Source organism: Pseudomonas sp. C2.3V (genome assembly GCF_058536325.1).
On the sequence record NZ_JBZUBN010000001.1, the window covers coordinates 1,285,736 to 1,303,566 of the forward strand.

General features: G+C 58.1%; 15 protein-coding genes and 1 tRNA gene. 9 read left to right on the top strand and 7 right to left on the bottom strand.

Features of this window, described 5'->3' with window-relative positions; translation table 11 throughout:
• Positions 1–161: 161 nt before the first annotated feature.
• The gene (locus AC4LF3_RS06045) at positions 162–1,391 is read left to right on the top strand and encodes a GGDEF domain-containing protein (protein WP_491836254.1); all 1,230 of its coding nucleotides are present in this window, start codon (positions 162–164) and stop codon (positions 1,389–1,391) included.
• Here the strand turns inward: AC4LF3_RS06045 and AC4LF3_RS06050 are convergent.
• The gene (locus AC4LF3_RS06050; protein ID WP_404627757.1) at positions 1,378–1,995 is read right to left on the bottom strand and encodes a TetR/AcrR family transcriptional regulator; all 618 of its coding nucleotides are present in this window, start codon (positions 1,993–1,995) and stop codon (positions 1,378–1,380) included. The genes AC4LF3_RS06045 and AC4LF3_RS06050 overlap by 14 nt on opposite strands.
• 242 nt (positions 1,996–2,237) lie before the next feature.
• Here AC4LF3_RS06050 and AC4LF3_RS06055 point away from each other — a divergent pair, with 242 nt between their 5' ends.
• The 4 genes from AC4LF3_RS06055 (at position 2,238) to AC4LF3_RS06070 (ending at position 6,095) form a co-directional block, all read left to right on the top strand.
• Positions 2,238–4,463, top strand: a complete 2,226-nt coding sequence (locus tag AC4LF3_RS06055) for a beta-glucosidase family protein (RefSeq protein WP_491834943.1) — start codon at positions 2,238–2,240, stop codon at positions 4,461–4,463.
• 127 nt (positions 4,464–4,590) lie between these two features.
• Entirely contained in the window at positions 4,591–5,091 is a 501-nt protein-coding gene (locus AC4LF3_RS06060; protein WP_074827676.1) for a UPF0158 family protein, read from the top strand.
• A 198-nt stretch (positions 5,092–5,289) separates the two neighbouring features.
• Positions 5,290–5,619 (top strand): hypothetical protein, encoded by a 330-nt coding sequence (locus AC4LF3_RS06065; RefSeq protein ID WP_010797552.1) that lies wholly within the window; start codon positions 5,290–5,292, stop codon positions 5,617–5,619.
• A gap of 107 nt (positions 5,620–5,726) precedes the next feature.
• Positions 5,727–6,095: a DUF1475 family protein gene (locus AC4LF3_RS06070; RefSeq protein ID WP_019366595.1), complete on the top strand. Its 369-nt coding sequence runs from the start codon at positions 5,727–5,729 to the stop codon at positions 6,093–6,095.
• Between the two features lie 10 nt (positions 6,096–6,105).
• Here the strand turns inward: AC4LF3_RS06070 and AC4LF3_RS06075 are convergent.
• A tRNA-Gly gene (locus AC4LF3_RS06075) sits at positions 6,106–6,179 on the bottom strand.
• A gap of 174 nt (positions 6,180–6,353) precedes the next feature.
• On the opposite strand from AC4LF3_RS06075, the gene AC4LF3_RS06080 reads away from it, so the two are divergent.
• The gene (locus AC4LF3_RS06080) at positions 6,354–7,412 is read left to right on the top strand and encodes a M4 family metallopeptidase (RefSeq protein ID WP_019366594.1); all 1,059 of its coding nucleotides are present in this window, start codon (positions 6,354–6,356) and stop codon (positions 7,410–7,412) included.
• Between the two features lie 10 nt (positions 7,413–7,422).
• Positions 7,423–7,746, top strand: a complete 324-nt coding sequence (locus tag AC4LF3_RS06085) for a protealysin inhibitor emfourin (protein ID WP_010797555.1) — start codon at positions 7,423–7,425, stop codon at positions 7,744–7,746.
• A gap of 13 nt (positions 7,747–7,759) precedes the next feature.
• Here the strand turns inward: AC4LF3_RS06085 and AC4LF3_RS06090 are convergent, their stop codons facing one another.
• The 3 genes from AC4LF3_RS06090 to AC4LF3_RS06100 form a co-directional block, all read right to left on the bottom strand.
• A complete protein-coding gene (locus AC4LF3_RS06090) occupies positions 7,760–8,746 on the bottom strand; it encodes an aldo/keto reductase (protein WP_404627767.1) in 987 nt (328 codons plus the stop codon).
• Positions 8,747–8,813: 67 nt separating this feature from the next.
• Positions 8,814–9,515: a 16S rRNA pseudouridine(516) synthase gene (locus tag AC4LF3_RS06095; RefSeq protein ID WP_491834944.1), complete on the bottom strand. Its 702-nt coding sequence runs from the start codon at positions 9,513–9,515 to the stop codon at positions 8,814–8,816.
• Positions 9,515–9,736 carry a cysteine-rich CWC family protein gene (locus AC4LF3_RS06100; protein WP_074827669.1) on the bottom strand — a complete coding sequence of 74 codons (222 nt, stop codon included), beginning with the start codon at positions 9,734–9,736 and terminating at the stop codon, positions 9,515–9,517. The genes AC4LF3_RS06095 and AC4LF3_RS06100 overlap by 1 nt, the downstream gene beginning before the upstream one ends.
• Before the next feature lie 248 nt (positions 9,737–9,984).
• On the opposite strand from AC4LF3_RS06100, the gene AC4LF3_RS06105 reads away from it, so the two are divergent.
• Together AC4LF3_RS06105 and AC4LF3_RS06110 are read left to right on the top strand one after the other, a co-directional pair.
• Positions 9,985–11,124: a glycerophosphodiester phosphodiesterase gene (locus AC4LF3_RS06105; RefSeq protein WP_491834945.1), complete on the top strand. Its 1,140-nt coding sequence runs from the start codon at positions 9,985–9,987 to the stop codon at positions 11,122–11,124.
• 207 nt (positions 11,125–11,331) lie between these two features.
• Positions 11,332–11,748 carry an NUDIX hydrolase gene (locus tag AC4LF3_RS06110; protein WP_312270138.1) on the top strand — a complete coding sequence of 139 codons (417 nt, stop codon included), beginning with the start codon at positions 11,332–11,334 and terminating at the stop codon, positions 11,746–11,748.
• Positions 11,749–12,220: 472 nt separating this feature from the next.
• Here the strand turns inward: AC4LF3_RS06110 and atzF are convergent, their stop codons facing one another.
• Entirely contained in the window at positions 12,221–14,014 is a 1,794-nt protein-coding gene (gene atzF / locus AC4LF3_RS06115; RefSeq protein ID WP_491834946.1) for an allophanate hydrolase, read from the bottom strand.
• Positions 14,015–14,116: 102 nt separating this feature from the next.
• Complete coding sequence (gene uca / locus AC4LF3_RS06120; RefSeq protein WP_491834947.1) at positions 14,117–17,734, bottom strand: urea carboxylase; 3,618 nt, start codon at positions 17,732–17,734, stop codon at positions 14,117–14,119.
• Positions 17,735–17,831 lie beyond the last annotated feature (97 nt).

Genomic DNA, 17,831 nt, shown 5'->3' on the forward strand with positions numbered 1-17,831 from the left:
GCAGACAGGATCGTGCAGGTCAGGCTGCCAGGGTAGGCCAGTAACCATTCATTATCCGATTTGTTTCATCGCGTGGCGGTGAACGTAGTTATCAGGATTTTCTTGTGCGGAACCGCTTCTCTCAAAGCCCGATTCATTTTGCGCCGCCCTTGTTTCTGGCAATGGTGGCGTGGCTGCTTAGCCTGTATTGGCCGGGCACGGCTTTCATGGCATCGCTGTTCAGTGTACTCCCAACGCTTCTGGTGTTGTTGGGAGGAGCCTTTTGTGTGGTCTATCAGCGGCAGAGCCAACTGTTTTCTCTGGTCACGCTTTACATTGCACATTTTTCATTGTCGCTTCAGGTCAGCCATTATCAGCAGACCCATACGCTCAACCCTGAAACGCCCTTAGTCTTTCACCTTGCCACCGTCATGACTCCACTGCTGATTGGTATCTATTGCGTCTGGCAGGTCAAGGCGCATCTGCTGCAGGACAGCATTGCCCGGCTGACGCTACTGATTGTGGCAACAGTCGTCCCGCTGGCACTGGGCCGTGTTTATCCCGAAGCGATGCTGCACGCGGTCGATACCATCTATTGGCCCACGCTGCATGGCGACTGGATGAAGCTGGCGCAGCTGGCCTATTTCACTTTTATCGTGGGGTTGGGGCTTGTCATCACGCGATATGTTCTCTTGCCAAGGCCGCAGACGGCGGCGCCTATTGTGGCTATTGGCTGTCTGATGTGGATGTGGTCCAAGGTCTTTATCGAGCCCCAGATCCTGGATGTAATGATCAGCTTTGTTCAGCTCATCATCATCGGCTCGGTCATTCATGAAACCTTCTACATGGCCTTCCGAGACGAGTTGACCGGTATTCCGGGGCGCCGTGCGCTCAATGAGCGCTTGAGTCGCCTGGGTAACCAGTACGTCATTGCCATGGCCGACGTGGATCACTTCAAGAAATTCAACGACACCCACGGCCATGACGTCGGCGATCAGGTACTCAAGCTGGTCGCCAGCAAGATACGCAAGGTCGGCGGTGGCGGCAGTGCGTATCGGTATGGCGGCGAGGAGTTTACGCTGCTTTTTCCAGGCAAGACGCTGAAAGAATGTCTGCCGCATCTGGAGGCTGTGCGGCGTAGCATCGAAGAGTACCCTTTGCGTATCCGGGACAAGCAGAGCCGCCCCCAGGATGACGAGCGGGGCAGGGAGCAACGTGGCTCCGGTGAGGCCAAGACTGTCTTTATCACAGTCAGCATGGGCGTCGCAGAGCGGGGCGTGGCAGCGCGCACCCCTGAAGAGGTCATCAAATGTGCGGATCAGGCACTATATAAAGCCAAGGGCGCTGGCCGTAACAATGTCATGCCTTATGGGCAGAGCGCCCAGCCTGCTTCACGGGTCAGGCGGGCCTGACCTTGGTGCCGTGCAGGAAGAGCTGCACGGCATGGTCGACAAGCCGGTCCAGCTCCTCTGAGGTAGGTGAGGGGGCCGCACCCAGGGCGGCGCGGCGCTGCGGGCCTGGAATCACCATGCCGAACAGCATGATCGACGCCTCCCTGGCATCCGGTACGTGCAGGCGTCCCGCCTGGCATTGCTGTTCGATCCATTCTGCCAAGAGCTCGACCGCCTTGTAGGCGCCACGATCTTCGTAAAGACGAGCCATCTCGGGAAAGGCTTTCGCCTCTGCCAGAACCAGTCGAAACAGGCCCACCGGAATCTCACCAAGCGATACATCAGCAATTGCTCGCACATACCGCCGCAGCCCTTCGGCCAGATCATCACCCGGCGTGCCGATGTAGGCTATCGCCTGGCCCATATAGGCATCAATGACCGCCTCGAACAGCTCGCTCTTGGAGCGGACCACAGCATAGACCGTCCGCTTGGACATACCCGCCTGCTCGGCAATGGTATCCATGCTGGCGCGATACCCCTGTTCCAGCCATACCCGCAGGGCCGCTTCGATAAGGCGATCCAGGTGGCGGCGGGCTGGTTCGGTCAAGGCTTGACGTTCCGTCATTGATCCTTCCTAGAAAATTAATAAACATAACTGGAAACTAATCAGTTTCCGTTCCACTCTTTAAGCATGCTGGAGATTGGCTTCAGGCAACCAGCCTAAATCGTTTCGCGATATGGCCGTTTGAAACTGCCTGTTCAACCCGACCGGTTTCTCGCATAAAGATGACGATCCAGTCCGTACGTCATCTCCCGAACGGCTTCAAGGCTACTACTTGAACAGGTCAGATCCTAAGGACACGCATAATGACAACAAAAGTTGGACTCAGCGGTTTTTCTCTCTCAGTACTCAGTGCGGCGCTGCTGACGGCAGGTCATTCCTGGGCTGCCGAGGCGTCAAGCCGACACGACTCACCGGACCGCCGTGCAGAGGCGGTTGTAAGTGCAATGACGCTGGACGAAAAAATTGCGCTCGTGCATACCCCGTTCGGCTATCCGATTGGCGATAGCCCCAAGCCGGAAGGTGCCATCGGTTCTGCGGCCTATGCTCCGGGTGTGCCACGTCTAGGTATTCCCGCCCTGCAGGAAAGTGATGCCAGCCTCGGTGTGACCAATCCTTACGACATCCGCCCCGGCGACAACGCGACCGCGCTGCCGTCCAGCATGATGTTGGCCGCTACCTTCGATCCCAAGCTGGCCCGCAAGGGCGGTGAGATGGTAGGCACCGAGGCCCATGCCAAGGGTATCAATGTGATGCTGGCCGGTGGGGTGAACCTGACCCGCGAGCCACGTAATGGTCGTAATTTCGAATACCTGGGTGAAGATCCGCTGTTGGCCGGACAGATGGCTGGCAATTCCATTGCCGGTATCCAGAGCAAGCATGTGGTTTCGACGATCAAGCATTATGCCTTGAATGCTCAGGAAACCGGGCGCGTGATGGTCAGCTCTGATATCAACAAAGGTGCTGCTCGTGAGTCCGACCTGCTGGCCTTTGAGCTCGCTATCGAAAAAGGCCGTCCCGGTTCAGTGATGACAGGGTACAACCGCATCAATGGCGAGTACGCTTCGCAAAATGCCTTTTTGATCAATCAGGTACTCAAAGGCGATTGGAGGTATAAGGGTTGGGTGATGTCCGATTGGGGCGCGACACACTCGACCGAAAAGGCTGTTCTAGCCGGTTTGGATCAGCAATCCGGGGAAAACCTCGATCCTGAAGTCTTCTTTGGTGAGCCGTTGAAGCAGGCTGTGCAAGAGGGACGTGTCCCCCAAGAGCGCTTGGACGACATGGTCAAGCGCATCCTGCGTAGTCTGTTTGCCGTAGGCGCCATCGAACATCCAGCCAAAGCAGCCAGCATCGATTACGACGCCCACGCCCAGGTCGCCAAGGCAGTAGCCGAGCAGGGGATCGTGCTGCTGAAAAACGCTAACAACCAGTTGCCGCTGTCCAGCAAGGCCAAGCGTATCGTAGTGATTGGTAGCCATGCAGATGTCGGAGTTTTGTCTGGTGGCGGTTCCAGCCAAGTGACTCCGCTGGGCAGCGTAAAAGTGCCCTCGCCATACCCTGACAATGCCTTTATCGCCAATATGGTTTATCACTCATCCTCGCCACTCAAGGCTATTCAGGCGGAGGCACTCAGCGCGCAAGTAATATTCGATAGCGGGGAGGACCCTCAACAGGCGGCCAAACTGGCCCAGGGTGCCGATGCCGTCATCGTCTTTGCGCAGCAATGGACCGCCGAGTCCGTGGATGTGAAGGATTTGAGCCTACCTGACAATCAGGACGCGCTCATCGAAGCGGTTGCCAAGGCCAATCCCAAGACTACTGTCGTACTGGAAACGGGAGGTCCGGTCAAAATGCCGTGGCTGGGCAAGGTGCCTGCGGTGGTCGAGGCCTGGTACTCAGGTTCCAAGGGCGGCGAGGCTATTGCCAGCGTGTTGTTCGGCCGTGTGAATCCTTCCGGCCGCCTGCCGATTACCTTCCCGCAGGATGAGACCCAACTGCCGCGCCCCACTATGCGTGACCCGGCGACCACAACGTCTAATCCAGGGGAAGAACGCAAGGGGCTGTTCTCTGAGAACTACAATATCGAAGGCGCCGATGTGGGCTACAAGTGGTACGAGCGTGAAGGCAAGAAGCCGCTCTTCCCGTTCGGCTATGGCTTGTCTTATACGACTTTCAGCTATAGCAACCTGAGTGCCGAGCTGCGTGGCTCCAAGCTCGTACTCGGCATGGATGTTACCAACCGCGGCCAGCTCAAGGGCATCGATACGCCGCAGTTCTATATCGGCAATGCGTCCAGTCAAAATGGCTTTACCAGCCGTCTGGTGGGTTGGGATCGGGTCGAGCTCAAGCCTGGCAAGACTAAACGTGTCACCGTAACGGTTGATCCTCGTCTTGTGGCGCGCTTTGATGAGAAGGTTAATGCCTGGCATATTCGGAGCGGTAACTACCGCGTCAGCGCAGGCGCCAACGCCCTGGAGCGCCCACTCAAGGCACAGGTGCGCCTTACCGAGAAATACCTCGCGCCGTAACCGTGAAAAGCCGCAGCTACCGCTGCGGCTTTTCGCTTCCGCGGTATCTGCTTGTCCTATGTTGGGCACCCTCGGGCCATCCCTGGGTCATACCTGTATCGATAAGCCACAGTAAGTCAGTGCAGCCATGCGACCGATCACGATAAACCTCGAAGCGCTCAAATCAGTCCTCACCAGTGAGGCCCGACACGACCACGTACTCGATCTGGAAACCGGCAAGCTCCTGAATCTGACCGAGGATGACTTTGAAGCCGAAGAACTGCACGCCATCGAAACCCAGAAAGATCGCTATGTGCCCATCGAACCACTGGGTATCGCCGAGCGCGTAGCCATGCGCGAAGCCTTTTTGTTCGATCTTCATGACCCCCATGCACACCCGGTGCTCTCCCGCGCCTTGACCGACCGCAAGCCGCTACGCACCTTTGACTACGAACTCAAGAACTTCCCAAAGGCCCAAAAGGCTTGGGAAGCCTATGAGGCTACTCAGGTCAGCCAATATGCCCTTATCTGGCTGCACGACCATGATCTGGAGCCCGTTTCAGAAGACTACGCTTCCCAGCCTGATGTTAAAGAAGGCGTGCCCGAAGGCATTCTGCGCCGCATGAACAAGAGCAACGTTCAAGAGTAGAGCGCTACCTGACAGCAGCAGGTGCCTGAGTAGATGACTCAGGCGCCTGACTGGATACCTCTGATCCCCTCTACTGGCCCGTCCGTTCTGCACAAATAAATTTGATGAAGCTATCTAGCCAACCGAACTGTCATATGGGATAGATAGGATGGACAAAACATAACAAGAAAGTCATCTGTATAACGGGGGATGGAGACCATGCGTGGTTTAGTAGTAGTAAGTCTGATCACGTTACTGACAACCGGCTGCGTCATGAGCGGGCGCAACATTGACGAACAACAGGTAGGGCAGATCGTCGAGGGCCAGACGACCCGCTCGCAGCTCATCGCCATGTTTGGCGAGCCGCAATCCAAAATCCGCAAGTCAGGCTATGAGATGCTGTACTGGTCCTATTTTAATTCAGGCTTTCTCGCTGCCTCTGAACAATCCAAGGGCCTACGCGTCCTGATCGATGAAGACGGCACGGTCAAGAAATACCAGGCAATCAACTCGAACACCAAATCCGCACTGGCACAAAGCGATATCTAAGCGTATTCATACCGGTTTCCTGTGCGTTGCTCAGTGGCAGCGCACGGGCAAACTCATGTCTTCTGCCTACAATCCTTACAGCAGGTATGTATTTTTTGAGGGATGACATGCGGAAGGTAACGGCGCTAACGCTGCTGCTTGGGGTGGGATGGCTGGTGCTGGTCGCCATTACGCTTCGCGGCACTGTCGAGATGGGCTTAGTGGCGGGCCTGTACACCTTTGTAGGCGACTTTGCTCATCCGTGGCGAGCGCAGTTCCACTCAGACCTGAGCCTGAACGTTTTCCTGATTGCCCTCTGGCTTCTCTATCGAGCCCGCTCCTGGCAGGTTGGTCTGCTATGGGGCTTGCTGGCACTCATGGCGGGCGCCTTGTTTACGCTGCCTTACGTAGTGATAGCAATGATTCGGGCGAAGGGGGATTGGCGAGTGCTGCTACTGGGAAGGCAAGCCAGGATGTCAGCCCCGCTTGAATCATGAGGAAGCGAATTGGAGCGGGCGAAGGGAATCGAACCCTCGTCATGAGCTTGGGAAGCTCAGGTAATGCCATTATACGACGCCCGCTTCGGGAGGCGTCCTTTGTACCAGAAGCCGAGCCTTGGGTGAAGCCTCTTGATAAGGTTTTTGTGCGAGGGAGTCTAGGGCGGGTTTTGCGGTCTAACCCTGTGCCACGTAGAGTGGCGTGAGAGGGGTAGTGTTGTGCTGCTCCAACGCTGGCTGCTTAGGGAGGGCGTTCGTATGCCTCGCTTGGGTTCTGTTCAAGGTTTTATCCCCCCGTACATCCTCAGCCGTATCGTTGATCATGGCGATGAACGCCAGCGCTCCTGCGCGCTAGGTACGCTAAGTCATGTACGTACGCTTTTGCATAATCCAGGCCCGCCTGGGGTGCGTCAGGCACCGGTGAGTGAGCTGGAGCGTACCGATGATGAGCGTGCACAGCGCAGTATCTATGATGCAAAAAATGGCAACCAGTTGCCGGGTGTGCTGGTTCGCAAAGAGGGCCAGCCTGCCGTAAGTGACATTGCTGTAGATGAGGCTTATGACCATCTCGGCGCCACCTTCGATTTCTTCTATCAGGTGCTGGGCCGCAACTCCATTGATAACCGGGGCCTGCCGCTCTCGGGCACGGTACATTACGGGCAGGACTATCAGAACGCCTTCTGGAATGGCGAGCAGATGGTATTCGGCGATGGGGACGGCGAGATCTTCAACCGCTTTACCATTTCGCTGGATGTCGTTGCCCATGAGCTTACCCACGGGGTGACGGAAAGTGAGGCGGGGCTGGTGTATTACAACCAGTCTGGCGCACTTAATGAGTCCGTGTCCGATGTCTTTGGGGTCTTGGTTAAGCAATACAGCCTGAAGCAGCGAGCCGAGGAGGCCAACTGGCTGATCGGGGAAGGGCTGTTGACTGAGAAGATCAATGGTCGTGGTCTGCGCTCGATGGCTGAGCCGGGTACGGCGTATGATGATCCGATGCTGGGCAAGGACCCGCAGCCTGGCCATATGCGTGACTTCATTGAAACGCGGGATGACAATGGCGGTGTGCACCTCAACTCGGGCATTCCGAACCGGGCATTCTATCTGGCGGCAACCGGGATCGGCGGATACGCGTGGGAGACAGCGGGCCGCGTCTGGTATGACACCTTATGCGACAGCCGCTTGACCAACGATGCTGATTTTGCGGCCTTCGCTCGACTCACCGTTTCGAATGCCGGTCGCCGCTTCGGCGCAGAAGCGCGCGAGACCCAGGCAATTAACAAGGCCTGGGAAGACGTTGGGGTAGAGCTGACCTGAGGAGGTCATTATGAAAGAGCTACCAAAGTTGGGGCCGGATGCCTTGTTAAGGCTTTCTCGACAGGGCGGCTTTGCAGCGATCCATGCGCTGGCGCGCCCACGGGAGATCGATTTTTCCAGTTGCAATGAGGATGAGCGCGGACGAATCTGTTCCGTGCTCGAGCGTTCGCTGCCAGCCTCGGCGGAAAGCGTAGGGCGTGGCGATCAGCGGTATTACAAGATCGAGTTGCGCTTCAAGGACAAGCCCGACGAGATCACAATTACCGTTCCGGAAGACCGTGCACCCAACGAGCTGGTAAGGCTATGGGATAAGGGCGACGCCAAGGTGCCCTGATCCCACTTCACGCCTAGTATCTAGCCGTCTCGCCTGGCACCGGCGCATCAGGGGGCAGGACGCCCTGCTCCCGTAGTGTTATCCAGAGTTCCTGCGGGATTGGTACCTGCATCAGTTCAACGTTTTCCCTGACCCGCTCAGGCTTGCTGGTGCCTGGGATCGTGGCGGCTACAGTAGGGTGTGCTACGCAGAATTGCAGGGCTGCAGCGCGCACGTCGACGTCGAACTGTTCGCAGACCCATTTGAGGTGCTTGGCTTTTTCCTTAATGGAGGAATCAGCCTCGGCATAGTTGTAGTTCTCGCCGCCCGCCAAAATACCCGAGTTGTACGGACCTCCTACAACAATACCTACGCCGCGCTCCAGGCATTGCGGGAACAAGGTGTCCAGCGCCTCGCGATGGTCCAGCAGTGAGTATCGACCCGCCAGCAGAAAGGCATCCGGGTCAGCCTGCTCCAAGGCAAGACGGCAGGGCTCGACCATGTTCACACCTAGCCCCCAGCCTTTGATGAGACCTTCTTCGCGCATCCGGGTCAGTGCAACCGCTGCGCCTTTCATGGCCCGGTCAAAATACTCTCGCCATGTGGGGCCGAACTGGTCTTCGGATACATCGTGGATCCAGACGATATCAATCCGGTCGGTCTTGAGGCGTTCGAGGCTGTCTTCAATGGAACGACGGGCACCGTCTGCGCTGTAGTCCAGAATGCGGCGGTAGGGGCGCTCGTTGACGAACGGGGCTGCATTCTCGGGCTCGTCGGCCTTTTGCAGCAGACGGCCAACCTTGGTGCAGAGGGTGTATTCATCCCTGGGCTTTTGACTGAGCACCTCGGCAAAGCGAATTTCCGACAGGCCGGCACCATAATGGGGAGACGTATCGTACAGACGGATACCGGCCTCCCAGGCCGCCTCAAGCGTGGCGGAGGCTTGTTCTTCGGTGAGCTCATGAAACATGTTGCCCAGCGGGGCGCCGCCAAAACCGAGGCGGGGAACGTGAATGCGCATACGGCTCTCCTGGCTGATGAATGATTCTTATGCCGACCGGAGTGCGCGCCGAATGTTCCTCAGTGGTCTAGGCAGGGACGCCGCATGCGATTTCTGTAGCGGTAAGAGGGCGATATTCACTGGGTGCCAGGGCGGGGTCAAGCACAATGGGACCGATCCGCTCCCGGTGCAGGTGCAAGACCTGATTTCTAAAGTGCCCGAACATGCGCTTGACCTGATGATAGCGGCCTTCGATGAGAGTAAGCCGCGCGCTGCGCTCGCTCAGGATATCCAGATGGGCGGGCAAGGTAGTAAGGTCTTCAAACTTGAAGTACAGCCCGGCGGCGAATGTGGAGACGTATTCCGGCAGGATCGGGTTGGCCGTCTCGACGTAATACACCTTGGGCAGCTTGCTGCCGGGCAGGGTCAGACGACGAGACCAGAGACCATCGTTGGTGATGAGCATGAGGCCTGATGTGTTCAGGTCCAGACGGCCGCTCAGGTGGAGATCATCCTTGTCCTGTTCGTTCAGCAGATCGATTACCGTGGGGTGATCCGGATGCTGCGTTGCGCTCACATACCCAACGGGTTTGTGCAGCATGAAGTAACGAGCAGCCTTGCCAGGTTGAAGCAGCTCGTCCAGCAACTCGACCCGATCGAAGAAGCGCACCTCGTAGCGGCCATCACGCACAGGCACGCCATTGATCCGTACGTGTCCATGCGCTAAATGCATGCGTGCGTCCAGGCGGTTGAGAGTAGGTCGGTTACTGATGAAACGATCCAGGCGCATCAGCCGTTAGTATCCGTTTCATGTTCTAAGGTAGCACTGGCGCAGCGGGCGCACAGGCAAGCCACGTTGCGAGCGTCTTCCGGCAAGGTCTCGAGTGCTTCGGGAGCGATACGAGTGTGGAAGCACCAGCAGTCAGTCACCGGTTGGCTGCAACCGAGCTGAGCACAGCCATTGGGTTGCCCGCAGCGTGGGCAGAGGTGGGGTGGATAGGCTGTGTTCATGTCTGTCGCCTCGTGCGCCTGTAAGGGCGTACGGAAATTCAATGTAAATGGGGTAGACCGTAATCGTACCCCGTGTGGGACAGTACGGCTATGAAGACCAGCCGTATGGGCTACGCTTGCTTACGTCCTTTGACTGATGGCCCGCAAATGTGGGGATAAGCGGTATCGTCACGTTAACGTCGTGTTCATGCCGCAGCATGGGCGTTGTGTATTCAAAATCCAAAAAGTTACAACAACGGGAGACACCGATGGATAGAGGTTTATGCAAGGGATTATTGGCAGGAGCGCTAATGGCGGCCATGGGGATGATGGGGCAGTCGGCTGGTGCCGCGAGCGAGCCGGTAGGCAAGTCGCTGAGCGAGAAGGCGGGCATTCCGTACCCGGCCGTGATTGCACACCGGGGGGCGTCCTATGATGCACCAGAGTCCACCGCGCCCGCGTATATGCTGGCCCGTGACTTGGGCGCCGACTATCTGGAACTGGACCTGCAGCGTACCCGTGATGGCGTCCTGATCGCCCTGCATGACGACAACCTCAAGCGCACCACTAACGTTGCGCAGCGCTTTCCGGACCGGGCGGATCAACCTGTCAGTAGCTTTACGCTGGAGGAGCTTAAAAGCCTGGATGCCGGAACCTGGTTCAATACGGCTCACCCGGACCGTGCACGGCCCAGCTTTGCTGGCCAGAAAATTCTGACCCTGGACGAGGTGATTGATATTGCCGAAGGTGGACAGAACAAGCCGGGCCTATATATCGAGACAAAGCAGCCCAAGCTATTCCCCGGCATCGAAAAAGATCTAAAGGACAAGCTTCAGACGCGCGGCTGGTTGAACAAGCCTGCCGAAAAACCGGCCGATACACAGCACGTGCACGTGGCGTCCATGCCAGGTCGCGTAGTCCTGCAGACGTTCGAAAAGAGCAGTATGGAACTGTTGCAGCAGGAAATGCCGCAGGTGCCCAAAGTGCTTCTGCTATGGCTGGGCGATGGCAGTATCGAACCCAAGTCGAACGTGACCTTTGCCGAGTCCGGCGAAAAGGACAAGGCAGCCTATTATGCCAAGCAGGAGGTCAAATCCAAGGCTGAGTACGAACGCTGGCTGAATTGGGCGAAAGCGCATGGCGCACTGGGAATAGGGCCTTCCTCGGCACTGACACATGGCGGTGATCAGAGTTATGCGGATCTGGTGAAGCCCTGGATGAATCAGATGGCTCATGAAAAAGGGCTGATCGTGCATCCATACACGGTGGACGAGGCCGTGGACTTCAAGAAAATCAGCGATGCGGGCGTAGATGGCTTCTTTACCAACCGCACTGCCGAGCTGTTGAAGTTTTACAACCGCCCTGCAAAGGACGGCATCGACACGATACTGAAGCGCCACGGTTATTGATAAACGCCCTTTAGCTTTATGATGGGTACCGCGTTGCTCCACCCACTCTAGAAGAGACCGGCTTGGACGTAGGAGGGGGAGCAGCGATACCCGTCATGTCGCCCCCTTTATCCATATAATTACCTATGCGGTCACCGCAATTCGAACACAACACGGATAAACTGGCAGGGTGGGTCTGAAAAAGAGTCTGCCAGCAGGAGAGCAGTAGTGAACGACTTTTCCGGGGCTAAACTTGCCTTGTTGTGTGGTGATCAACTCCTGACCTACAAGCGAGACGAGAAGAACTCGATTCCCTTCCCGGGCTGCTGGGATTTTGCTGGCGGTGGTCGAGAAGGGGATGAGAGCCCAATCGAGTGCGCATTGCGAGAGTTGGATGAGGAGTTTTCCCTGCAGCTGACCAAAGATCGGATCATTTGGGAAAGGCGCTACACGAGTTATACCCGTAAGCCTCTTGACGCCTATTTCTTCGTCGGCGAACTAACCGCTGAAGAGATCGAATCCATACGCTTTGGTGATGAGGGTCAGTATTGGCAGATGATGCCAATAGCGGAGTTCCTGTCCTTGCCGGACGCAGTACCTTATCTGCAAACACGGCTGCGCGACTACCTTGAGCAGGAATCCTGATCTGAAACATCTGGTTACGTTGCTTAATGCCAGCTGAATGCCTGGGTGATTGCACAGAACAAGGTTTCACAGAGCAGTAATATGTTACTACGCACCGTTTTTTAGGGCGTGGAGGATACTGTTTTGCGGCGTCTATTCTTGGCGTTAGCGTTTGCTCTACCGTTAAGCGGCTGTGTGGTTTACGACGATAACCCTTACCGTCATACCACCACGACCTACTACCGTTCATATACCCCTGTTTATGTAACGCCGGCTGTTCCTGTTGGGCCGCCGCCTTCTGTCATTATTTATGACCGACCTGTGACACGTTGGCGCTCGAATTTCTATTATGGCCCACCACCGCCTCCGCCGCGGTTTCGCCCTGGTTGGGGCCCCGGTCCCGGCCCAGGCTATTGGCGTCATGGACCGAGACCGTACTGGGGGCCACCACCGAGACGGTGGTAAGCCCCGGCAAGCGATTAGCAAGCCCCTCCTATCGCTGGCTGGCCATATAAGCCCGCCAGCCACCGAAGTGGGTGATGTCCTTGGCGCCTTCCAACCCATAGGGCTCACAGATAAACCCGGTTTCCCAACTGCTATCAGCCAGCTGAACCTTGCCTAGGCCGAGCGGAGCAGGAATACCCATCAGAAACGAGCCTAGCTCGCGGCTGGGCAGTTCCCAGATTTCCACGGCAATGGCTCGACCACCTTCGGCTACACGAACCATGCCTGGGCGGAAGGGGGGGCTGCCAGCCAAGGCGTACAGTTTGTAGTCGGGGCTGCTTTCTGTACGTGAAACCAGTTTGCCGCCCCGCTTCATCAGTTGCCAGTTGAGCGGCAACCCTTCCAGATGCGCACCGCAGACGACCACACGAGCATGATCATGGCGCGCTACCGTAGTAGGTGCAGAGGCAGGCATATGTGCACTGTTTACCAGAGGTAATTGCTGCACACGCTGGAAGGCATCGGCCAAGCTCAAGAGGTACTGGTCGGTGAAGGCGCGTCCGAACAGCGTCACGCCCCACGGCAGGCCGTTTTGCATAAAGCCGGCCGGCACCGCCACGGCGGCATAATCCAGCATGTTCATGAAGTTGGTGTAGTAACCCAGATCGGAGTTACGGGCGACAGGCTCGGCCTGCAATTCATCCAGAGTGACGGGGCGGGGGTAGGCAGGCGTCAGTACGCAATCCAGCTCGGCCAGCGCCTGGTCACAGACAGCCTTGAGTGCTTGCAGGCGGTACTGCGCCCGGAAGGCGTCTACGGCCGTCGTGCCGGGCGCCTTGGCCAGTACTGCCTTGATGACGGGCAGTACCGCGTCCGGTTGTACTTCGATCAGCTCACCCGCCACGCTGTAGCGCTCGGCTACCCAAGGACCTTCGTAGAGCAGCTTGGCCGCTTCGAGGAACGGGGCGAAATCCAGTTCGACTGCCTCGCCCCCGAGCGCTTCCAGCTGTCTTACCGTGTGCTCGAACAGCGCGGGACTTTCCGGACAGCCGAGAAATTCGAGCTGCCTGGGTACACCAAAGCGGAACGGGCGCGGAGTACCGAAGGCCGAGGCATCGTTCCAGAGCGGATTGGCGCGACTGTACGCGTCGCGTGGATCGTATACAGCGGTCAGGGCGAGCAGTTCGCTGGCCTCTTTAGCCGTGGCGGTGAAATAGGTGACGCAATCCAGTGTACGGCATGCCGGAACGACACCCGCCGTCGAGATCAGCCCTTTGGTGGCCTTGAGACCGACCAGGTTGTTCAGCGCAGCAGGTACTCGACCCGAGCCGGCCGTATCGGTACCCAGTGCAAAGGTAGCCACGCCTAGCGCTACGGCCAGGGATGACCCCGCGCTGGAACCGCCGGAAGGGTAGTCTGGATGAATACTGTTGCGGCAGGCACCATAGGGCGAACGTGTACCGTTGAGGCCGGTGGCAAATTGATCCAGATTGGCTTTGCCCAAGGGAATCGCACCCAAGGCGATCAGCTGCTCGACAACGGTGGCCGAGCGCTCCGGTGTATAGGCAAAGGCTGGGCAGGCGGCTGTGGTAGGAATGTCCGCCAGATCGATGTTGTCTTTGATGGCAAAGGGGACGCCATACAGCGGAAGGTCCGCGGGGGACCTGCTTTCCAGTACCGCCAGATAGGGTTCCAGCTCCGCCAGGGAGAGCAGATGGATGAACAGGTGAAAGTCGGGATTCAACTGCTCGGCCTTGTTGCGAAGTTCGGTAATAAGCGTGCGTGGCGTGGTGCGGCCTTCACGGTAGGCGGCGCGGAGGATATCGAGGCGCAGGTCAGTCATAAAATAGTCCCTGGTAGTCTGGATAAAGCCATTGGCAATACCCAGCAATAGCGTTCTGAGCCGGGTATCGCCTTGCTCGACCCGGCCTCTGGTTAAGTTGGATCAGGCGTGCTCGATTACCATCATTCTTTGCCCGGCGCGTACAGGAGAGCCGGGCTGCACGCGAACGTCCTTTACGAGTCCATCGCAAGGCGAGAAGAGCGGAATCTCCATTTTCATGGATTCCAGAATCACCAGCACATCGCCGGCTTTGACCTCTGTGCCCGGTTCCACCTGTACCTGCCAGAGATTGCCGGCAATCTGGCTTTCCACAGCGGTCTGCCCGGCAGTCAAGGGGGAATCCTCATCGGGCTCTGGCGTGACGTCTTCGCTTTCGAAGTGCGCCTGACCGGACTCGAGCCAGCGCTGGCGCTCGGCATTGAAGGCTGCCTGCTGGTGGGTGCGGAAGGTTTGAATAGAGTCCGCCTCTTTGGCAAGAAATGCCTGATAGTCCGCCAGGGACAGCTCGGTCTCTTCGATCTGCAAGGGATAACGACCCAGCGGAAAGTCGGCGCGTATCGTGAGCAGTTCTTCTGCTGACACCTCATGAAAGCGAATCTGGTCGAAGAAGCGCAGCAGATAAGGCTGGCCGCAGAAGGCATCGACCTGCTTGTAACGGTTCCACATTTGCAGCGTGCGGCCCACGAACTGGTAGCCCCCCGGGCCTTCCATGCCATACACGCACAGGTAAGCGCCGCCGATGCCGACAGAATTTTCCGCCGTCCAGGTACGGGCCGGGTTGTACTTGGTTGTTACCAGACGATGGCGAGGGTCCAGCGGTGTGGCTACCGGGGCGCCGAGGTAGACGTCTCCCAGACCCATCACAAGGTAGCTGGCGTCAAAGACGATTCGCTTCACCGCTTCAATGGAGTCGAGGTCATTAATGCGGCGGATGAATTCCAGATTGCTCGGGCACCAGGGGGCGTCCTTGCGGACAGTCGTTGCGTATTTTTCGATCGCCAGTTTGCACGCCGGGTCGTCCCAGGAAAGCGGAATATGGACGATACGAGAGGGTACGCGCAGATCGTTGGCGTTGCGTAATTCCCGCCAGGTTCGCTCGACCAGGATCAGCAGGTCATTGAGTGACAACTGCTCGGGGCGATAGTGAATCTGTAGCGAACGGATGCCGGGGGTGAGGTCGATGATACCCGGTAGGTCGAGGGCTTCTAGGGACTGCATCAGCGCATGCCCCCGGAAACGCAAGACCAGATCCAGTTCGGCCGGTCCGATTTCCAGAAGCAGATGGGTATCGCCAGAGAGCCGTGCGACCAGACATTCGTCGTTGTGGCCGATATCCAGCACGATGGGGCTGATCAGCTTAGAGTCAGTACCGGTCAACGGCAACACGTCATAATCAACGTTTGGTATCAGCGTTTCAGTCTCGACATGACGCGCCTTGGCCAGTAGACGTGCCGTCTCGATGCCGACCGGCACAAAGCGTACCCTGTCACCGGCCTTGAGCTGACCCATCTGCCACAGGTCTGCCTCGATGATTGTGACCGGGCAAACGAAACCGCCCAGGCTTGGGCCGTCTGGCCCGAGGATGACAGGCATGTCGCCCGTAAAGTCAACGGCACCGATGGCGTATGGATTATCGTGAATATTGGAGGGATGCAGACCGGCCTCGCCGCCGTCTTCCCGTGCCCACTCCGGTTTTGGCCCGATCAGCCGTACGCCGGTACGACTGGAGTTGAAATGTACCTCCCACTCGGTATCGAGGAAGCGCTGGATGTAGGCCTCGCTGAAATATTCCGGCGCGCCGTGCGGACCGTAGATCACGCGCAGGGTGCGGGTATCCGTCAGCGAGGTGCATAATTCGGGCGAAAGGTTGGCACCTGCATGGTGGTCCTGCGACGGGTACAGGTGCAGCACATCGCCTGCCCGCAAGGCACGACCGCCATGCCCGCCGAACTGACCAAGAGTAAAGGTGCTCTTGCTGCCGAGGTAATCTGGTAGATCCAGGCCGCCTCTCAGGCAGAGATAACTTCGCGCGCCGGCACCGCTGACCGTTCCCAGCGTCAAGGTTGCCCCGGCGGGGATGAACAGCGTGGTATTCATGGGTTGCGACACGCCATCAAGCTGTACAGGCAGTGCTGCCCCTGTCACGGCTACCACCGCAGACGTGTTGAAGCGCAAGGCCGGCCCGGTCATGGTGATCTCGAGCCCCGCAGTGCCCTCAGGGTTGCCCAGCAGGCGATTGCCCAGGCGCAAGGCTCGATCATCCATGGGGCCTGACGGCGGAATACCCACCGCCCAATACCCCTGGCGGCCTGGGTAATCTTGTACGGTCGTCTGAGTGCCCGCGCTGATGACCTCAAAGGTAGTAGCTTGATAAGTCAGGTTCTCCAGGCAGCGGGTCCAGGGGTTGCCTGAGGCGAAGGGGGTATCGGTGAGGATCTGACGCAGGTAATCGCGGTTACTTTCTACCCCATAGAGGCGGGTGCGTTGCAAAGCAAGGTCCAGTGCACTGCGCGCGGCGTCTCGGGAGTCGGCCCAGGTAATGACCTTGGCGATCATCGGATCGAAGTAGGGCGGGATTTCACAACCCGCTTCCACCCAGGTATCGATACGCAGGGCGCGACCCTCCGAGGGCGGAAACTCGACAGCGGTCAGCAGGCCAGGGCTGGGCTGGAAGTCGCGGCCTGGATCTTCGGCATACAGCCGCGCCTGGATGGCATGGCCATGTGGCTTTAAATGTCTGGCAAGTTCGGCCAGTGGGGGCAGATCGCCTGCGGCCAGCTCGATCATCCAGCGCACCAGGTCCACACCCCAAACCTGTTCGGTTACTCCGTGCTCGACCTGCAGGCGTGTGTTTACTTCCAAAAAGTAGAAGTGCTGGGCTTCGCTGTCATACACGAATTCGACGGTGCCGGCGCTCCGGTAATTGACCGCCTTGCCCAGCGTGATTGCTGCTGCGCACAGGGCTTCCGCCATGCCGTCAGGCAGGTTAGGCGCTGGGGTCTCTTCCAGCACTTTCTGGTTGCGGCGCTGTACGGAGCAGTCGCGGACACCTAGGGCAATCACGTCGCCCTGGCCGTCGCCAAAAATCTGGACTTCCAGATGGCGGGCGCGCTGGATGTATTTTTCAATGAATACGCCCGCGTCGCTGAAATTGTTCTGACCCAGACGTTTGACGGCGTCGAATGCTTCAGCGAGTTCACTGGCCGAGCGGCACACCCGCATGCCGATACCGCCACCGCCAGCGGTGCTTTTCAACATGACCGGATAACCCACGGTCTCGCCAGCCTTTAACGCAGCCTCCAGATCCTCCAGAAGCTCTGTGCCTTCGAGCATCGGTACGCCTTGAGCCTTGGCCAGCGCGCGGGCCGTATGCTTGAGGCCAAAGACACGCAGCTGCTCAGGAGTGGGGCCAACGAAGGCGATGCCGGCGGCCTCGCAGGCTTCGGCGAATGCGGCATTTTCGGAAAGAAAACCATAGCCTGGATGGATAGCCTGTACGCCGGCTGATGTAGCGATAGCCAGGAGCTTGGGCACATCCAGATAAGTAGCCGCGGCTGCGCCTTCCCCCAGGCTTACGGCCTCGTCAGCGTGGCTCACATGCAGGCTGGCACGGTCGGCCTCGCTGTAAACAGCTACGCCCTTTACCTGGAGGTCGCACAGGGTGCGCAGAATGCGGCAGGCAATGGCGCCGCGGTTAGCGATCAGGAGTTTGGTGAACATGTCGCACCCTCGAAAGGGAGGCGGGCCGTCCCGCCGTAATTTCACGCTCCAGGGTCGTCCCGGGAGCCAAGTCGTTGTCATGCATAGCTGGAGGGGG